The sequence below is a fragment of the Photobacterium lutimaris genome (assembly GCF_003025555.1).
Taxonomy (GTDB): Bacteria; Pseudomonadota; Gammaproteobacteria; order Enterobacterales; family Vibrionaceae; genus Photobacterium; species Photobacterium lutimaris.
In genome coordinates this window covers 319,402-337,185 of record NZ_PYMH01000002.1, presented here as the reverse complement: position 1 = coordinate 337,185, position 17,784 = coordinate 319,402, and the positions used below count along the sequence as shown (strand labels likewise).

Sequence of the window (17,784 nt, the reverse complement as noted above, 5' to 3'; positions counted from 1 at the left end):
ACCTTATTTCGCTTCAGCAACGGCTGAGTGATTTTCTGTTTGTTGTTCTTTATTTGCAGATGCTTTATCTACAGGAGCTTTAGCGATACCAAAGCCTGTGAAGCCGTAAATAATGGCGAAGATCACGCCGGTGTAACACTGGATTGCCCATGGTAGGTAATCCAAGGTGGATACCCCCAAAGTACCCGCCATATACACACCAGCGGCCGTCCAAGGTACAAGCGGTTCAATAATGGTGCCGGCATCTTCGATAGTCCGGGATAAGTTCTTGGTATCTAGACCCATCTTGCGGTAGGCGTTCTGGAACAGTTCACCCGGAATAAGCAGTGCCAACTTACCGTCTGATGTGGTGAACACAACAGTGATGGTGGCAATGACGGTCGAAAGAATCAGCTGACCTGTGCTGCGGATCATGTGCAGGAAGTGGCCCAGTACCACATTGAGTGCACCGGTTAGGCTGAGGATACCGGCAAAAGCAAAGGCGCAGAATACCAGTAGGATTGTGCTCATCATCGAGAACAAGCCACCACGATTTAGTAGTTTGGAAACATCAGGGATGATGGCGTCAATGGCGTGGCCATTGGCGCTGAACATGCTGATATTGAAACCGTCAACATAAGCTTGGAAGCCTTGCTGCAGGCTAAAGCCTTGGAGAACCATGCCTAAGCCAAGTGCGATAGCCGATGCGGTTAGCATCAGTGGGATCACCGGTTTTTTAGTCAACGCTCCCCACAGGATCATCGCTGGTGGGATGACAAGCAGGATGTTCAGGTTATAGAGGCTTTCAATACCCGCTAAGATCTCGACCACTTTTTGTGGCTCGGCAACACCAGTAACATCACCATGCTGTCCCGCAAAGAAGAATACGACGGATGCGATAACAAAGCCCGGCAGTGTGGTGTAGAGCATGTGTTGAATGTGCTCATAAAGCGTGGTGCCAGAAACAACCGGCGCAAAGTTAGTTGAATCTGAAAGCGGGGAGATTTTATCGCCAAAATAGGCGCCAGAAACCACCGCACCGGCCGCTGCAGCGAGGGATACATCCAAGCCTGCAGCAACCCCCATCAGTGCGACACCGACAGTCCCTGCAGAGCCCCACGATGTACCGGTACAAACTGATACGACACTGGTGACAAAGAAGGCGGCAATCAAAATATATTCAGGGCTGATGACTTTCAGGCCCCAGTAAACCATGTAGGGGATGGTACCGCTGACCATCCAGCTGGCAATCAAGCCACCCACCGACACAAGGATAAGAATAACCGGCATGGCTTTGGCTAGTTTTTCAACAATCGCCCCCATGATGTCATCCCAGTTATAGCCCATGCGATAAGCGATGAAGCCTGTAAAAGCGGCAGAGACGAGAAGTAGCGGCTCGATACGCAGTCCAAGCATGCCGTAACCAATTGCCAGTAAGCCAAACATTACTGCGATAGGGGCTATCGCCAGTGAAAGTGATGGCAGAGGCTTTGTATTTGTCATTGTGTTGTCCTCTTCAAGTAAGTACACGTCTGTTTCAATGACACAATGTTAAGAGCGGCCTCAATTCTAAAATGAGACCTAGGTGACGGTTTCATGTAAGCGCTTACATGGCGTATGTACATATGAGTTACTTCACAGTTTTGGGGCTAAATGCCCCTTTCTTGGGCTTGTCACGGTTTGTCTCTCTATGAATGTTGCTTGAAACTGGTGCTCACTCGGTGGATTCAATCCACTCGCCTTGAGTTGTAACGCCAGATTGGCAGCATGTGTCGACATCGCGTCAATCGGGTTATGCATCGTTGACAGGCGAGGGTAGAGGTAGCGAGCGAGCAATACATCATCAAAGCCGACAATCGAGATGTCATTTGGCACATGCATCCCGTGTGAATGAAGGCTTGCCATCAGACCTGCCGCCATGACATCGTTGAAAGTAACTACCGCAGTCACCTCCGGACACTGTGTGATTAGCTGCTCACCGGCCAATTCGCCTCCGTGTTCGCTGAAGTTTTGATTGATGATCCAGTTCGGTTGAATGGTGAGGTTGGCTTGCTGCATCGCATCTCGATAGCCATCCAGTCGGTCAGTTCTATCTTCTATAGGTAAATCACTGGTGACGCAGGCTATCTTGTGGTGGCCTTGAGCGATTAAATGACTGACGGATTCGGCCGCTCCCTTGCGGTTATCAACCCACACCGAGCGATTGGCAATTTGCGGTATGGTGCGGTTAAGTAAGACCATCGCAGGCAATTGCGCGCTATATCTAAGCAGAGTGGTATCGTCGAGCATTTTTGAATGGACGACCATGGCCTCGCAGCCTTGGCTGATCAGAAAGTCTAACCCCTCTTTTTCCCGCTGGGCGTTATGACCCCCACTGACGACAACCAGCTGGCAGCCATTTTGTCGGGCCACTTCCTCTACGTGTTTGGCGATAAGGGCAAAGAAAGGATCGGCAAGATTACCGGTTAATAGTCCAAGGGTGTTGTTGGAGCGACTGGCGAGGGCGGTTGCGCGTGCATCACGCTGGTAATTCAAGCTTTTAATCGCTTTTTCCACCCTCTCCAGCGTAACAGGTTCAACATAAGCCGAGCGGTTAATCACCCGTGACACGGTTGCGGTGGATACACCGGCCAATTGGGCGACATCTTTAATGGTTGCCATAAATTTATACGTCAAATACGTGCCATAAGAATAAACGGCGCGGAGTGTAACGGGATTACTGGCAGAAAGATGTTAGGTGGGTCAAAGATGGTGATCCTCGAGGGGGGATTATGAAGACCACCGTGACTTTATGAGTTGGGCTACCGCTTGTCCCCATTGTTGGTAGATTATTGGCCCTGGGTGAAAGCCATCAGTGGCCATATGCACAACATCAAGCGGTCCTCCAATGTTGACGATTTCACAATCAGGTTGTGTTGCGACCCATTTGGTCAGCTTTTTGTTAAACGCTTTTGCCTTGCTGCCTAAGTACCAGCGTAACGGGTGGGGAAGGGATGGGAATACTTCCATCGGTGGGATCTCATTGAGAATAATATGCTGGCACGAAAAGTGACTGCGTAACGTATTGGTGAGCATTTGTTGCTGCTTGATCCATGTAGCTGCGCTGGTTGGCCTGGTGACATCATTGACTCCAGCAGAGACCACAACGACATCATACATTTGTTTAGGATGTAATAGAGCTGATTGCAGTATTTGTTTCGTGGTAAAGCCTGTTTTTGCGATCAATTGCCATTCGACATGGAATTGATGGTGAAGGGCCGAGATGATCTGACCGGATAACGCTTGTGATTGATGCTCAGCACCTACGCCGGCAGCGGCAGAATCGCCAAGCAGCAGGATCCGAAGGGGTTTTTGGATTGAAACACATTTTCCTTGTCTACCTGCAACTTTATTGCTTTTCCCACGGCGAGGCCCCTCAGCTTCTTTGAGGCACGGAATCGATCTACGAACATGTTTACCTTGAACCCAAAAAATGGGTGCCATAACGACCAGAATAAGTTGATGTACCATTGGATACTCCCAGTGGCTTTTTCCTCTCATTTTAGGGTTAAGCGTAGGAGCGATTTCCCTAGGCTGCAGGCTCAGTTATAAGAGTAATCGGGGGAGATTTATGATGGCTAAGTACTATACTGCAACAGAGTCTAGGCTATACGAGGGTCGGTTCATGTCAGCACAAGATAAGTTAGGTGGTTATGCCAGTGGCTTTTCAAGTTTGGATGCAAATGTTATTGCTGCAAATGTGACGCCAGAGTACAAGCTTCTTGATAAAGACGGGGTTGTTCATCACAAATCAGATCTTCATGAATATATCGCTGAGCTTAAAAAGCATGGAGATACAATGGAAATCACAGAGGTGATGGTTGATGGCGACAAGGCTTGGTGTAAGTGGCAGCTGGGTGAGATTGTCGGGGCTGGACTGATTAGCTTCGAAGAAGAGGGGGTCACTCAAGAGCAACTATTCTATTTCTAGTAAGGATACACCATAGAAAGCAGCTGAAAGGGGGGATATATACCATCGCTTTAGACGTCATCCCCCTTACTATTTATTCTAAATGATGCTCAAGTGCATAATTGGCATCAGCAAAGCTGAATCCTTTTCGTACCAAGAAAGCCGTCGCTTTCTTCTTATCGGTGAAGTCGGTGATAGGGGACTTATACTTTTTGTTGAGAAACGCCAGCGCTTTACGTTGATCGTCACTCACTCCGTTTTCTCCGTCTTCTTCGGCTTCATTGAGTAACAATTCCTCTATGCACTCTTGAGCGATACCTTCACTGCGCAGTTTTTGGATAAGGCCAGTTCTTCCCATTTTTTTTTGGTGTTTATTTATCAGCCTTTCTGCCAGCTGTAATTCATGCTCGCTATCAAGCGATTGAGCCAGTATTGCTTGTACTCTTGAAGCACTGACGCCCTCTTGCCGTAAGCGCAAACTGATATCTTTGGCACTCTTTTTCCCGGCATATTTGTTGATGACCCGATTTATCAGCTCATCTTGCTCAGATTCATCGATGGTCTGTAGGGCATTATCTATGTCGGCTTGGCTGACACCTTGTAACTTGAGCTTTTGAGCCAGCACCGTCGGGCCATAAGAGCGGCAACGCGACTGCACAAAGGTTTCAGCATAGCGTTTATCGCACAGGTAGCCCAATTCAAGCAAACGGTTGATGACCTGATTTATCCATTCAGAATTTGTTGTTTTTCGAGGTAGCTTCTCTTTGAGCGTCGCGACTGAATAACTCCGTTGGTTTAGCCACCAGATAGCGTACTCGTAGACGTCTTCAACCTTTTGAGCAGGTTTAGGACCTGTAGGCTTAGGAGCGAATTGCTTTGAAGCAGAATGCTTCTTGCTGTCGTTGTGTTTTTTTTGTGGCTGCTCAGAGGGCATAAGTTCCTGATTGTTAGTTTTGAGTCTGCTTGTCGCCAAAACAGTTAGGGAAGGCGGTTATAACAAAGGGGGAGCGTGTAAATCAAGGTGTTTGCAAAGCTTATGTTTCCAAGTAACGTCAAGATGTGTGAATCCAGCTGATTGACGCCAATTGGGTTTAGCCTAAGCCTACCTTATATACCATGCTATCACACTGGTTTCGTGCTAGACTTCCGCGCTTCAGTTTTTCTTACTTCGCTTGGTTTAACTTATGGTTACTCGTATTCCGTCCTGGATCTTACTGGGCGCTATTATGCTCGCATTCAGTGCTGGTGCACTTAATGCTATGGCTTTGCTGACGTTTACCAATAATGCCGTTTCACATGTAACCGGTACAATTACCCAAGCAATGAGCGCACTGACGGTTGAGAACCACCACGCAACGGTTTATCTCTTGAGTATTGTTGGCTGTTTCTTTTTAGGTGCCGTAACATCTGGGATGATTATTCATAACGAAGCGCTCAGGCTGGGACGCAGCTATGGCACTGCTTTGTTTATCGAAGCTGTGGTACTGTTTGCCGCTACATACTATTTCTACCATCATAAAATGACCGGTGAATTTCTCGCCTCATTTGCTTGTGGCCTTCAGAATGCAATGATTGCCACCTACAGTGGATCCGTTATCCGTACCACCCACCTTACCGGAATCGTCTCTGATTTAGGGGCGGCATTGGGGCATATGATCAGCCGACGGGCCTTGAACTTACCGCAGCTCGTCATGCAGGGAAGCATTCTGGTCGCTTTTAGCGCCGGTGCATTTGTTGGTGCCAAGATGCTCAACGTTGTGGGCATGGTAGCAATGTTATTACCGGCAACTATCGTCCTGTGTGCCAGTATTGGCTATATGCTGATGCTACGAAGGCAAAAGGCAAATTAATACCAATAACACTAGTAAATAATGCTATTGGTCTAAAATGTTGCTTTTTCAATAATGTCTTAAGCTCGGCGCTTTCTAAAGGCGTATATACCGGCGCTTGCCAACGTCTTGAAGACAACGACCCAAGCATTCAAATTGGGTTTAGGATCGCCCCCTTTTGCCATACGCCACAATTGTTGCTCATACCAAGTAATACTGAGCATGCCTAAGCTATCCATGGCTTTGTTACCTGTTGTCGGATTGGTAAGCGGCATACTGTATTGATTGTCCGCCAACAGTTTATTGGGGAACTCGGCATCGACAGCCGTTGTTCGAGCCAAACCGATAAAGTCTGTCGCTCCGCTCTCAAGGGCTTCTGTCATGGCTGGCGCGCTTCGGAAACCGCCGGTGACCACTAACGGTGTCTTAACCAGTTTGCGCACTTTTTCCATGTATTCAAGGAAATAGGCTTCACGCTTAATCGTACTCTCTTTAACTTTGCTGTCTGCTTTAGTACCTTTTTTACTGCCCATCATAGAAGGGCTTTCATAGGTACCACCTGAGATTTCAATCAAATCAATACCAGCGTCAGCTAATGACTGCACAACCTGCATGGAGTCTTCTTCAGAAAAACCGCCTTTCATAAAATCGGCACTGTTTAGTTTGATACCAATAGGGAAGTCATTGCCCACCTGTTCACGAATTGCCTTGTAAACCTCGAGAACAAAACGCATACGATTTTCGAGAGTACCGCCCCATTGGTCATCGCGTTGGTTATGTCGAGGAGATAAGAACTGGCTCACCAAATAACCATGGGCACCGTGAATTTGTACCCCAGTAAAGCCAGCCTCTTTGGCTAATTGAGCGCTAGTGGCAAATTTATTGATGATGACTAGAATTTCATCTTCGGTTAGTGCTCTAGGTGTATTGAAACCTTTCTCAAGTCCTCTTGATAAAGAAATTGCGGATGGGGCTACCGGCTCTTTGGACAAAAAGCTGGGGATTTGCTTGCCTGGATGGTTGAGTTGAGGCCAGATGTGAGCGCCGTTTTGTTTGCCTGCCTCAGCCCATTGCTTGAAGATAGTTAAGTCACTTTGTTCATCCAAGACGACATTCTTCGGCTCACCGAGCGCATCACGATCAACCATAATATTTCCGGTTATCGACAGCCCAATTCCACCCTGTGCCCAGCGGCGGTATAGGGTCACCAAACCCGTTCGAGGGTTATGGCGAGTGTCACCTAACTGTTCACTCATCGCCGATTTGAACAGGCGATTTTTAATTGTTGTACCATTCGTCAGTGTGAAAGGGGTATCAAGTGATGGCGTGGTGAATGTTTCCATGCCTTGTTGTAACTCAGTATGCGCCATCAGTATTTCCTTGTTGGGTGTGTCGTCATAGGGTATAAAATAAGAACGATCGTACTTTTATAGCATCCTAGAAAGATGATAGATACTGGTAAGATCTCATTGTGATAGCCAATAGCAACCCTGTGAGCCGGCAATGGTGAACAGTTTGAAGTGGACGTCATTATTTCCGACTGTTTGGTCGTTAAATCAACTTTTATGACTAAGTTTTATGCACATAGCCTTATTTAGCGAGCATAAAAAAATCCGAGTGAATTGGTACACTCGGATTTCTAATATTGTGAGGATCGCTCAACCGATCTTATTGGGCTTTATTAATCCTTAGCCACACTTGGAATCGCCGCAGTTTAAGCAAGTCTGGCAGCCATCTTTGACGATGACGGACTTGTTGTGGCACTTATAACAAAGTGTCGCGCTTGGCGGGAAGCTACTAGATTCTTCGTCAGCCACATCTTCTTTCTTGCCTACGAGTTCGGCTTTCTTGGCATCAAGGAATGCTTGTTGGTGTACGTCAACTTCTGGCTTGCCCAGCATGCCAATTTCAGTTAGGTGCTGTTCGATCACATTACCAATTTCAGCAATCAAAGAAGGCACATACTTGCCCTTGTTCCAGTAACCACCACGAGGGTCAAATACAGAACGCAGCTCTTCTACCAAGAAGGTACAGTCACCCCCCTTGCGGAATACTGCTGACATGATGCGGGTTAACGCAACAATCCACTGGAAGTGCTCCTGGCTCTTGGAGTTGATGAAGACTTCGAACGGGCGGCGCACTTCATGTTCGGTGCCTTCATTAAGCACGACATCATTAACAGTTATAAACAGTGAGTGCTCTGAGATATGCTCAGGTGTTTTCAGCTTATACGTCGTGCCGAGCAATTTTTCTGGGCGCTGCATATCTTCATGCATGTGCTGTACTTCATATTCAGGCACAGCAGGTGCGGCTTGAGGTACGTCTGATTCTTTGCTCTTTACTTTAAAGGCGACAATTTTGCCGTCGATTTTCTTTGTCATTTGTCTCTAACCTGTACCTTAAAATTTACCGTAGTAGCCTTCTTTCAAGGCATCATAAAGGTTTGCTGCGGAATGCGTTTCGCCGTCGTATTCAATCTCTTCATTGCCCTTGGCTTCAAACGTCGAGCCATCTTCTAGGGTGAAGACATAGGTGGTGTTTTCGAGATCTTGCTCTTTCACCAATACACCTTGGAAAACTTCGGGGTTGAAGCGGAAAGTCGTGCAGCCTTTCAAGCCCTTGTCATAGGCATCCATGTAGATGTCTTTGAAGTCTTCAAACGGGAAGTCGGTCGGTACGTTTGCCGTCTTTGAGATCGACGAGTCAATCCAGCGCTGAGCGGCGGCTTGCACTTCTACGTGCTGGCTTGGCGTAATGTCATCAGCTGTAATAAAGTACTCAGGAAGCTGACATGCTTCATCGGTACTGTATGGCATCGCTTTTTTGTTGATCAGCTTGCGGTATGCCAACAGCTCGAAGCTGTATACATTGACGCTTTCTTTGCTCTTCTTACCCGGTACAATCACGTTACGGGTGTAGTGATGTGCAAAGCTTGGTTCAATGCCGTTACTGGCGTTGTTGGCCAGAGACAGGGAGATAGTGCCCGTCGGTGCAATTGAGCTGTGGTGGGTGAAACGACAGCCGTGCTTGACGAGATCGTCAATCAGCTTAGGCTCGATCTCACCAACCTGCTGCATGTAGCGGCTGTACTTGGCGTGAAGGACTTTACCTTTCACTTTATCACCGACTTTAATGCCATCTTTTGCCATCTCAGGGCGTAGGCGTAGCATCTTGGCTGTGATCTCGAACGCTTCGTCCATCACTGGCGCTACCCCTTTTTCTTTGCCGAGCTTCAAGCCTTCTTTCCAGCCCGTGATCGCCATTTCTTGTGCAACTTGCTCGGTAAAGGCAACAGAAGCGGCGCTACCGTATTTGTGCTTGAGCATGGTCGTGGTCGAACCCAGGCCCAGGAAGCCCATGCCGTGACGGCGCTTGCTGGTGATCTCGTGTCGTTGCTTCTCAAGTGGAAGTTGGTTGATCTCTACCACGTTATCTAGCATGCGGGTAAAGATAGCGACAACCTTGCGGTAGGCATCCCAGTCGAAGTGGGCATTATCAGTAAACGGTTCACGAACAAACTTAGTAAGGTTAACTGAGCCTAGTAAGCAAGCACCGTAAGGCGGTAGTGGTTGCTCACCACACGGGTTAGTTGCACGGATTTCCTCACAGAACCAGTTGTTGTTCATCTGGTTTACTTTATCAATCAGAATAAAGCCGGGTTCAGCATAGTCGTACGTGGAGGTCATAATGACATTCCACAGGTTACGAGCGGGAAGCGTACGGTAGATTTTACATGCTACACGGCCTTCTGCATCTTCAACCAAGTTTTCTTTGCTTGGCCAGTCAGCCCAAACGATACTGTCGTCGTTATCAAGGTCTAGCTTGTCTTGCTTCGCTTCTTTTGCCGTGATTGGGAAAATAAGTTGCCAAGGTGCATCGTTCTTAACGGCTTCAATGAATTCTTCGTTGATCAGCAGTGACAGGTTGAATTGGCGTAGGCGACCATCTTCTCGTTTGGCACGAATAAATTCGATAACATCCGGGTGGCGGATGTCCATAGTGCCCATTTGTGCACCGCGGCGACCGCCGGCCGAAGAGACGGTGAAACACATCTTGTCATAGATATCCATGAAAGAAAGTGGGCCAGATGTGTATGCGCCAGCGCCAGAGACAAAAGCACCGCGTGGACGTAGGGTAGAAAAGTCGTAACCGATACCGCAGCCCGCTTTTAGGGTTAGGCCGGCTTCATGTACTTTACCCAGAATATCATCCATTGAGTCTTCAATGGTGCCAGAGACAGTACAGTTAATGGTAGACGTTGCAGGTTTGTGTTCGAATGCGCCTGCATTAGAAGTGATACGTCCAGCAGGAATTGCCCCGTTACGGAGTGCCCAAAGAAATTCGTTATACCAATGATCTCTAGCGTCATCTTTTTCTAGATCTGCCAATGCGCGGGCAACGCGTTTGAAAGTATCATCAAGCGTGACATCAATAGCTTCTCCGTGCTTTGATTTCAAACGATATTTACTGTCCCAAATTTCCATTGAAGTGGATTGGTACTCGATATCGACGGCTTGAGAGACTTCCGAAGCGGTTGGGGATTTCGCCATTATGAATGCACCTTACTGTTATTTTGTTGTGTTGCTGCTTGCTATGAACTGAAATATACAATCCTATATAGCTTACTCACCCTGTTGAGCGTGAAGGGTGAAACTCAGCAAGGCGGAGATCAAACCACTAACCCAGCAGATCTTCAAGTCTTGACAAGCCGATTAGTGGCCTTTGTAACCAATCGTTAATACCAGCCTTGTTGATAGATGGATTGGTTGTAAACAAGATTGATGAAATGTGATCGAGTCGCTCGACGGGGCTCATTTTTCCATCAATATAAGCTCGCTAGTATGTTGATTTTAAAGATAACCTTTGGGGGGATTCGCATATAGCAAAACGCGATGTCACAGTAAAATTATGGTTCGTTCTAGCGGTTTGACAATAAACGCAGGAGGGGAGTGTTTCACTGTAAGCGCAGAGTACGCTTGAATAAAGAAGGAGCACCGTCAGATGCTCCAATGTTGTCAAATTAATTCGACAGAATGAACACAGTATTGCGAGTTTAGTACATTAAATTGAGTCGCTTAGAAGTTGTAACGTACTAGCAAGCCAAGTTCGTTTTCTAGCTTGGCATCTGCGCCGGTATCCGTTTTGCTGCTAGTATCAATTTTGTATTCCGCAGCGAGGACGATCGGGCCGGTGAAATAGGCTGCACCTAGGGTAGCGTATGCAAATTTTGCTTTTGAGTTATCGTCTTCAAGTTGGTTGTATCCACCAAGAATTTGGAATTGGTTGATATCATATGAAGCGAATAGTTCGACACCCGTTGCTGATCTTAGCATGCCACCGGCAGTCACACTGCTGCTGCTGAAATTAGATTTTTTGAATGCGTCATTTGACGTTTCGCTCTGGTGATTACGGAACTCACCGTAGTTGGCAGCAAGATTCAGGCCATTGTACTCGTAAGAGATAACGGCGTTGGCCACTTTGGCATCTTCGCGGTCATCGAATTTCGTTTCGCCATAAACACCGCTCAGGCCAAGAATACCCATGCCCGTATCGACGTCATAGCCAGCCATTGCCTGGTAACCGTAATCTCGGTCGTAGCCACCAATAACATTACCGTCATTGTTGCGTTTTAGGTTTGAATCTTGGAATTGGTATTGAAGACCAATCTGAACGCCATAGAAGTTGTTACGGTATTGGATGACATCGTCCGCACGACCAGTGCCGTGAACACCACCGTCACCAGAGATACCGTCGTAGTTACCTGCTGTATTACCACCATAGATCCAGAACCGGTCAGTTTTACCGGTTACATCGTAGTGAACTGACCACGCTTTACCAAGAGTGAAGTGACCAAAATCTTCATTATCTGCGGTGATGTAGCCAAGGCGGTTTGAAATATGACTGCCTTCCGAACTGTTTGCCAGTGCATCGTATGCCCATTCGGCACGGGTACCGATATCCCAGCCACTTTCTAGCGCATGAGTATAACCGAAGTTAATACGAGATGATTGGTTACGAAGCTCAGAGTCACCATCAGAGAAGCGAGCACTTGCCGCCAAACGACCACCTACTGAGAAAGTGTTAGTGCCATCATTATAAACTTCCAATGCATGTACAGACGATGATGCTGCCGCGGCTGCCACTGCGAGGGCAATCAGCTTTTTGTTCATTTCATAATTCCTAATTTTAATAGTGTGTCGCACTTTGTCAGTGCTTGTTTTACTTTTTATTACTTAGTTCTATGTAGTAATAGTGAAATGATCTTAATGGGTGGGGATATAGAAACTTTTATACTTAAGTTTATGATTTTAATGGTTTTAGATTTCGTTTTTTTACAACTTTTACATGTGGCGATGCTTTGCTATAGCGCCAGAATGTAAATACGAGAACGTGGCGATAAAGTAATTTTTTTAGAGATTGAGTTTTAGATATTTTTGCTATTGATATCGATGATTGTTTGGGCGATTTAAGTGATATTGAGTGAATAGTTGGTAAGAAATATTTGCTTTGAATGGCAATGGGCACGAGAGACGCGGGGCTGAGACCAATTTTATGAGAGCAGTAATAATGCGGTGATGGTATAGAAACTTAATGGGGGAGAATGGAAGCGTGACAGTGTAAGGGGGCGGTAGGATCATCCTTGGCGTTATAAAATAGCGGGCTAGCCATCAGGCTAACCCATTTGAATAAGCGTCAATATTTCACTATTACTGTTTTTCAGACAGGAAACGGATGGTATTTGCTAAATCTTCCAAGCTGTCGTGAGCCGCGCTTTGGACCAGGTATTTTCCTTTTACCAAGAAAGCTGGCACAGACGTAATTTGTGCATTCTGCTCAAGTTGGTTGGCATTGGTCATCTGTTGGTATACGTGTTCTTTTTGTTCGTCATTAAGATCAAAAGGACTCACAAGATTATATTGGCTGAAGATTTCATCCAACTTATTCTTGCGTCCTTCTTCATCCAAATTGGCAGCGAGTTCTTGGACGAAGCCAAACAAGGCTTCCTTTAACTCAGGTGATGGTTTGCCATTGCTCTGGATTGCTGCTGTGTAGTAAAGGTAAGCGGCGTACTGGGCACTCTCGTTAAACGTGACGTGTACCTGATCGATATCGACGTCAGCCAGTTTTTTGATTTCTGGCAGCATCAATTCCATGTTACGACAGTGACCACAACCCAGGGAAAACACTTCCACAACATCGGCAACGTCTTCACTTGGGGTTTGGACAACGGTGTATTTCACCCCTTCTTTAGGTGTTTCACTTTCACTACATCCGGTAAGGACTACAAGAAAGAAGAGGGTAGAAGCAACAATTTTAGTTAGCGTATTCATACTGATAATTGTATTTAGTTTTAAAACAGTAAGTATGGATGAAAAAGAAGGTTAGATCGCTAACAAGAATCAATTTTCTCGTTTCTTGAACGAAAATATTGTGCTTCCTACTTCTGTTTCATTATCGGATTATGTTTTCTTTCCGAACACGTCGTTATTTACCCAGCTTGAGAAAAGCTTGTAGCTTGCCCGGTGCTCCATTCCCTTAACCGACACCAGCCAATAGTGCTTGTTTGTCAGCACGGCCTGATAAGGAGCGACGAGTTCACCCGAATGAATAAGATCTTTGACCAAGCTCCAGCGGCCAATTGCCAAGCCGATACCCGAGGTCGCTGCAGATAGGGTACTGTGGAAGTCATCGACGAGGAACCGGTTGTTGTGGGTAGCGATGTACTCGCCGTCGTTAAGCCATTGCAACCAGTTCGACGAATTGACATTGTCTATCAGGGTCAGGCCGGACAAGGTTTTGTTTCCAGAAAACAGGTTGTGCTTACGGGCATAGGCTGGACTGCAGATTGGAACGATGCTCTCGCGTATCACCGGCTCAGTATGAAACTCACTGATTCTATCGGCGTAAACTATCGCGACATCCATCGATTCATCATTAAATGTTTGCGAAATACTCGAGGTGACCACGCGAATATTCATCTGCGGATATTGTTCGAGAAATCTAGGTAGAGCGGGGATAAGCACACGCGATGAAAATGACGGGGAGGCACCGATACGCAATTCACCTGATGGCGTTGGATCTTTCAGGTCAGAGATCACATTGTCGATGACTTCATAAGACTGGCTAACGGCATCGTAAAGCTGCTTTCCCTCGGGTGTCAATGCGATACGCCTGACCTGCCGGATGAAGAGTTTACAACCGATTTCATCTTCAAGTTGTTTTATCCGATAGCTCACAGCCCCTTGAGTTATACCGAATTTTTGTCCAGCCTCGGTAAAACTTAGCGTCTCAGCAGTGGCTAAGAAAAGGTAAATATTATTGTGATTGGCACTGGTTCGGAGCATAGTCTTAGGCTTCTATGGATTAACTGTATTAATTTATACCGTACTTTTTATGATTTGTTAACCACCTAAGCATCTGAAAAACTAATGCATGTAATCACTAGATGGTAATCAAACATGCAAAAGTTATTGAAAGTTGCCGTAATCGGCGCAGGCTCAAGTTACACACCTGAATTGGTAGAAGGTCTGCTAAAGCGCGTTGAAACGATGCCAATCGGCGAGTTGTGGCTGGTCGATATCGAAGAGAGCTGGTGGAAAGCGGAAATTATCTACGGTCTGACCAAGCGTATGGCGGACAAAGTCGGTAGCAAGATGCAGATCCACCTGACGGCCAATCGCGCCGATGCGCTGAAAGATGCGGATTTTGTGTGTTCGCAATTTAGAGCCGGTTGTCTGGAAAGCCGTATCCGCGATGAACGCATTGCTGCCGAGCATGGCATGATTGCCCAGGAAACCAATGGGATTGTTGGTTATGCCAACGCCTGCCGTACTATTCCTGTGGCGCTAGATATTGCTTACGAAATGGAAGAGCTTTGCCCAGATGCATGGCTGCTTAACTTCACCAATCCATCGGGCATGGTGACCGAGGCTATTTTGCGCAACAGCACCACCAAAACTATCGGCCTGTGTAATGTACCGGTCAATATGGAGCGCGGTGCAATGGAATTGCTGGATGCCGACAGTGAAGACTTCTTTATGCAAATTGCTGGTTTGAACCATCTGGTCTGGGCCCGTCAAATTATCCATAAAAACCAAGACAAAATGCAGTTTGTGATCGACGAAGTGCTGGCGGGCAACGACAAGATGCGCCCTCAAAATATCGCACAGTTCAGCTGGTCAAAAGCCCTGCTGAAGAATATGAACATGCTGCCTTGCTCGTACCTGCGTTACTACTACGCGAGCGAAGATATCCTCGAAAAGGAAATTGCCAAAAACAGCAAAGCGGTAAACCGCGCCGATGTCGTTAAACAGATCGAAGAAAAACTGTTCGATGTTTATAAAGACGAAAACCTGAACGAGAAGCCCAAAGAGCTTGAGCTCCGTGGTGGCCAGTATTATTCAGAGTCGGCATGCAAAATAATGAATGCCATCTACAACAACACCGGCGAGATCATGCATGTCAACACAATGAACAAGGGGGCAATCAGCGGCCTGCCGGATGATTGTGCGGTTGAAGTCAGCGCGATTATCCGCTCGTCGGGTGCACATCCACTCAGCGTCGCGGCGTTCCCAGAAGACACGCTTCGCCTGCTTCAGAGCATGAAGACGTTTGAAAGGCTGACTATCGAATCGGCGATGAAAGGCGATGTCGAAACCGGCCTGCGTGCCCTTACGATCAACCCGATTGTCGGGACGGGCGTGAAGCTAGAACGCGCACTCAAAGATACGCTAATCCAAAATGCCCACCAGTTACCGCAATTTAAACCTGAAAACTTCGAGATTTTACAGGGGTAAACATGAAACTGATCATTAATGCCGATGACTTTGGTTTAACCAAAGGGGTTAATGCTGCCATTGTCGAAGCCATGAATAACGGGGTCGTGACATCGACGACCCTGATGGTGAATCAGCTTGGCACGGCCGATGCGATTGATCTAATCCACACACACAAGTTAGAAAGTATCGGTCTGCACGTTAATTTGACATTGGGTAAGCCAGTCTCTGAACCGGAAGAAATTAGCAGTCTGGTTGATAGCAACGGTGAGTTTCACAGCCGTAAATACCTGACAGACAATGCCGATAAAATTAATGCAGAGCACGTTTATATCGAGGCAATGAATCAATATCTGAATGCAAAGTCTTACGGTGTCGATATTGATCATTTCGATTCTCATCATTTTGCCGCGTTTTTACCCAATTTAAGAGATGGCTTTATTAAGTTTGCCAACGAAGTGGGGCTGGCATCTCGCAGAGCTGATTATTATATCGAGGATATACAAGCGCTTGCTGTCAAAACAACAGATAAGTTCAGTGCTCAATTTTACGGTGAGCGCGCAAATATAAAAGGCTTGAAAGATACCATTCTCGAATTAAAAGGTAGCGACAACGAGACTACCGTAGAAATTATGGCCCACCCGGGCTATTCAGGCGATGAGCTTGCCAGCTTATCGTCTTATACGACACAACGTGAACATGAACTGAGCGTCCTCTTATCAGACGAAATCAAAAGCTGGTTGCAGGCGCAAGAAATAGAACTTATCGATTTCAAAGGAATCAAATAATGAAAATCAACGTTTTTGGCTATTTACAAAAAGTTGGACAAGCCTTGATGATCCCGATTGCAGCCCTACCTGCAGCGGCGATCTTAATGGGTATTGGTTACTGGGTTGACCCAGTAAGCTGGGGCCATGATAGCCAAATCGCGGCCTTCTTAATAAAATCCGGCGGTGCAATTCTCAAGAATATTCCAATTCTGTTTGCTGTCGGTATTGCTTTCGGTATGTCGAAGGACCGTGATGGCGCGGCGGCATTGTCAGGTTTGGTTTGTTGGCTGGTGGTGATGGCGCTGCTTGACCCGTCAACAATGGCCATGATCAAAGGTATGGATATCGCTGATATTCCTGCTGCATTTAATAAAGTTGATAATCAGTTTGTAGCGATTATCGTTGGTGTTGTGGTCGCCGCTATCTATAACCGATTCTCTGAGACGCAACTGCCCAAGGCACTGTCATTTTTCAGCGGTAAACGACTGGTACCTATCCTGTCGGCTGTAGCCGGTATCGTTATCGCCGGTGTATTGATGGAAATCTGGAACGGCATGTTCTCAGGTATGACCAACTTCGGCGCTTGGATGTATGCGCAAGACTCCATCGGTGCAGGCCTATTTGGCTTCTTCAACCGATTGCTTATCCCAACCGGTCTTCACCACGCGTTGAACCCTGTTTTTTGGTATGACGTAGCCGGTATCAACGACATGCCAACCTTCCTGGGTGGTGCCCAATCTATTGCTGAAGGTTCGGCGCAACCGGGTGTGACGGGGCGTTACATGGCGGGCTTCTTCCCGGTACTGATGTTCGGTCTACCTGCTGCTGGTCTGGCAATGTACGTCACGGCCCACAAAAAGAATAAAACCCGTGTTGCTTCACTGGTTATCGCGGCGTCTTTTGCCTCTTTCTTTACCGGTGTTAGTGAGCCGCTTGAGTTTGCGTTCATGTTCACCGCACCGATGCTATTTGCTTTACATGCATTCTTGATGGGTCTGTCGCTGTACATCGCGTCGTCGATGGAGTGGATTTCCGGCTTCGGATTTTCTGCCGGCCTGGTTGACCTGGTGCTTCAAGCGCAAAACCCACTGGCAACCAGCTGGTATATGCTGGTACCGCAGGGCTTGGTGTTCGGTTTGATTTACTTTGTCACATTCCGCTTTGCGATTCTCAAGTTCAACCTAAAAACATTGGGCCGTGAAGACGAGTCGGAGCTGCAGACTGAAGCTACGCCAATCTCTGATATGGGCGAGCTTGCTAATGCCTATGTTGAGGCGCTTGGTGGTAAAGATAACCTAACGGAAATCAATGCCTGTATCACACGTCTGCGACTTTCTGTGAAAGACAAGTCGCTGGTATGTGACAACAAAATCAAGGCGCTGGGCTCGCTTGGCATCGTCCACGTGGGTGAGAAGAACTTGCAGATTATTGTTGGCACCCAAGCTGAGTCTATCAGCCTGCTAATGAAAAAAGCATAAGGT

Annotated in this window: 15 protein-coding genes; 5 read left to right on the top strand and 10 right to left on the bottom strand. The window is 46.9% G+C overall.

The genetic code is table 11. The features are described from left to right. Positions 1-3 precede the first annotated feature (3 nt). The 3 genes from nhaC to C9I99_RS07075 form a co-directional block, all read right to left on the bottom strand. Positions 4-1,482, bottom strand: a complete 1,479-nt coding sequence (nhaC, locus tag C9I99_RS07085; RefSeq protein WP_107348169.1) for a Na+/H+ antiporter NhaC — start codon at positions 1,480-1,482, stop codon at positions 4-6. A gap of 132 nt (positions 1,483-1,614) precedes the next feature. Then, positions 1,615-2,640 (bottom strand): LacI family DNA-binding transcriptional regulator, encoded by a 1,026-nt coding sequence (locus C9I99_RS07080; RefSeq protein WP_107348168.1) that lies wholly within the window; start codon positions 2,638-2,640, stop codon positions 1,615-1,617. Positions 2,641-2,748: 108 nt separating this feature from the next. Beyond that, positions 2,749-3,489 carry an SGNH/GDSL hydrolase family protein gene (locus C9I99_RS07075; RefSeq protein ID WP_107348167.1) on the bottom strand — a complete coding sequence of 247 codons (741 nt, stop codon included), beginning with the start codon at positions 3,487-3,489 and terminating at the stop codon, positions 2,749-2,751. A gap of 154 nt (positions 3,490-3,643) precedes the next feature. Here C9I99_RS07075 and C9I99_RS07070 point away from each other — a divergent pair, with 154 nt between their 5' ends. After that, a complete protein-coding gene (locus C9I99_RS07070; protein WP_107348166.1) occupies positions 3,644-3,949 on the top strand; it encodes a nuclear transport factor 2 family protein in 306 nt (101 codons plus the stop codon). 73 nt (positions 3,950-4,022) lie between these two features. On the opposite strand, the gene C9I99_RS07065 is transcribed toward C9I99_RS07070, so the two are convergent. Beyond that, entirely contained in the window at positions 4,023-4,862 is an 840-nt protein-coding gene (locus C9I99_RS07065; protein ID WP_107348165.1) for a regulatory protein RecX, read from the bottom strand. A 250-nt stretch (positions 4,863-5,112) separates the two neighbouring features. On the opposite strand from C9I99_RS07065, the gene C9I99_RS07060 reads away from it, so the two are divergent. After that, positions 5,113-5,778 (top strand): YoaK family protein, encoded by a 666-nt coding sequence (locus tag C9I99_RS07060; protein WP_107348164.1) that lies wholly within the window; start codon positions 5,113-5,115, stop codon positions 5,776-5,778. Between the two features lie 59 nt (positions 5,779-5,837). Here the strand turns inward: C9I99_RS07060 and C9I99_RS07055 are convergent, their stop codons facing one another. The 6 genes from C9I99_RS07055 to C9I99_RS07030 all read right to left on the bottom strand — a co-directional run bounded on the left by C9I99_RS07055 (position 5,838) and on the right by C9I99_RS07030 (position 14,102). Beyond that, positions 5,838-7,100: an NADH:flavin oxidoreductase/NADH oxidase family protein gene (locus C9I99_RS07055; protein WP_107348530.1), complete on the bottom strand. Its 1,263-nt coding sequence runs from the start codon at positions 7,098-7,100 to the stop codon at positions 5,838-5,840. A gap of 345 nt (positions 7,101-7,445) precedes the next feature. Continuing rightward, positions 7,446-8,138, bottom strand: coding sequence for a TSCPD domain-containing protein (locus C9I99_RS07050; protein WP_107348163.1), 693 nt, complete (start codon positions 8,136-8,138; stop codon positions 7,446-7,448). 18 nt (positions 8,139-8,156) lie between these two features. Further along, entirely contained in the window at positions 8,157-10,307 is a 2,151-nt protein-coding gene (locus C9I99_RS07045; protein ID WP_107348162.1) for an adenosylcobalamin-dependent ribonucleoside-diphosphate reductase, read from the bottom strand. Positions 10,308-10,832: 525 nt separating this feature from the next. Next, positions 10,833-11,927, bottom strand: a complete 1,095-nt coding sequence (locus C9I99_RS07040) for a porin (RefSeq protein ID WP_107348161.1) — start codon at positions 11,925-11,927, stop codon at positions 10,833-10,835. A gap of 537 nt (positions 11,928-12,464) precedes the next feature. After that, a complete protein-coding gene (locus tag C9I99_RS07035) occupies positions 12,465-13,088 on the bottom strand; it encodes a thioredoxin domain-containing protein (protein ID WP_107348160.1) in 624 nt (207 codons plus the stop codon). Positions 13,089-13,217: 129 nt separating this feature from the next. Further along, the gene (locus C9I99_RS07030; protein WP_107348159.1) at positions 13,218-14,102 is read right to left on the bottom strand and encodes a LysR substrate-binding domain-containing protein; all 885 of its coding nucleotides are present in this window, start codon (positions 14,100-14,102) and stop codon (positions 13,218-13,220) included. Positions 14,103-14,216: 114 nt separating this feature from the next. Here C9I99_RS07030 and C9I99_RS07025 point away from each other — a divergent pair, with 114 nt between their 5' ends. Genes C9I99_RS07025 through nagE form a run of 3 tightly spaced genes read left to right on the top strand, consistent with a single transcriptional unit; the run spans position 14,217 to position 17,781 of the window. Then, positions 14,217-15,554 (top strand): 6-phospho-beta-glucosidase, encoded by a 1,338-nt coding sequence (locus tag C9I99_RS07025; protein WP_107348158.1) that lies wholly within the window; start codon positions 14,217-14,219, stop codon positions 15,552-15,554. Positions 15,555-15,556: 2 nt separating this feature from the next. Further along, positions 15,557-16,321, top strand: coding sequence for a ChbG/HpnK family deacetylase (locus tag C9I99_RS07020; protein ID WP_107348157.1), 765 nt, complete (start codon positions 15,557-15,559; stop codon positions 16,319-16,321). Positions 16,322-16,326: 5 nt separating this feature from the next. Continuing rightward, a complete protein-coding gene (gene nagE, locus C9I99_RS07015) occupies positions 16,327-17,781 on the top strand; it encodes an N-acetylglucosamine-specific PTS transporter subunit IIBC (protein WP_166645393.1) in 1,455 nt (484 codons plus the stop codon). The last annotated feature ends 3 nt before the right edge of the window (positions 17,782-17,784 follow it).

Coding starts and splice junctions, on each gene's coding strand:
- nhaC (WP_107348169.1), bottom strand. CDS start 1,482: ATGACAAATACAAAGCCTCTGCCATCACTTTCACTGGCGATAGCCCCT.
- C9I99_RS07080 (WP_107348168.1), bottom strand. CDS start 2,640: ATGGCAACCATTAAAGATGTCGCCCAATTGGCCGGTGTATCCACCGCA.
- C9I99_RS07075 (WP_107348167.1), bottom strand. CDS start 3,489: ATGGTACATCAACTTATTCTGGTCGTTATGGCACCCATTTTTTGGGTT.
- C9I99_RS07070 (WP_107348166.1), top strand. CDS start 3,644: ATGTCAGCACAAGATAAGTTAGGTGGTTATGCCAGTGGCTTTTCAAGT.
- C9I99_RS07065 (WP_107348165.1), bottom strand. CDS start 4,862: ATGCCCTCTGAGCAGCCACAAAAAAAACACAACGACAGCAAGAAGCAT.
- C9I99_RS07060 (WP_107348164.1), top strand. CDS start 5,113: ATGGTTACTCGTATTCCGTCCTGGATCTTACTGGGCGCTATTATGCTC.
- C9I99_RS07055 (WP_107348530.1), bottom strand. CDS start 7,100: ATGGAAACATTCACCACGCCATCACTTGATACCCCTTTCACACTGACG.
- C9I99_RS07050 (WP_107348163.1), bottom strand. CDS start 8,138: ATGACAAAGAAAATCGACGGCAAAATTGTCGCCTTTAAAGTAAAGAGC.
- C9I99_RS07045 (WP_107348162.1), bottom strand. CDS start 10,307: ATGGCGAAATCCCCAACCGCTTCGGAAGTCTCTCAAGCCGTCGATATC.
- C9I99_RS07040 (WP_107348161.1), bottom strand. CDS start 11,927: ATGAACAAAAAGCTGATTGCCCTCGCAGTGGCAGCCGCGGCAGCATCA.
- C9I99_RS07035 (WP_107348160.1), bottom strand. CDS start 13,088: ATGAATACGCTAACTAAAATTGTTGCTTCTACCCTCTTCTTTCTTGTA.
- C9I99_RS07030 (WP_107348159.1), bottom strand. CDS start 14,102: ATGCTCCGAACCAGTGCCAATCACAATAATATTTACCTTTTCTTAGCC.
- C9I99_RS07025 (WP_107348158.1), top strand. CDS start 14,217: ATGCAAAAGTTATTGAAAGTTGCCGTAATCGGCGCAGGCTCAAGTTAC.
- C9I99_RS07020 (WP_107348157.1), top strand. CDS start 15,557: ATGAAACTGATCATTAATGCCGATGACTTTGGTTTAACCAAAGGGGTT.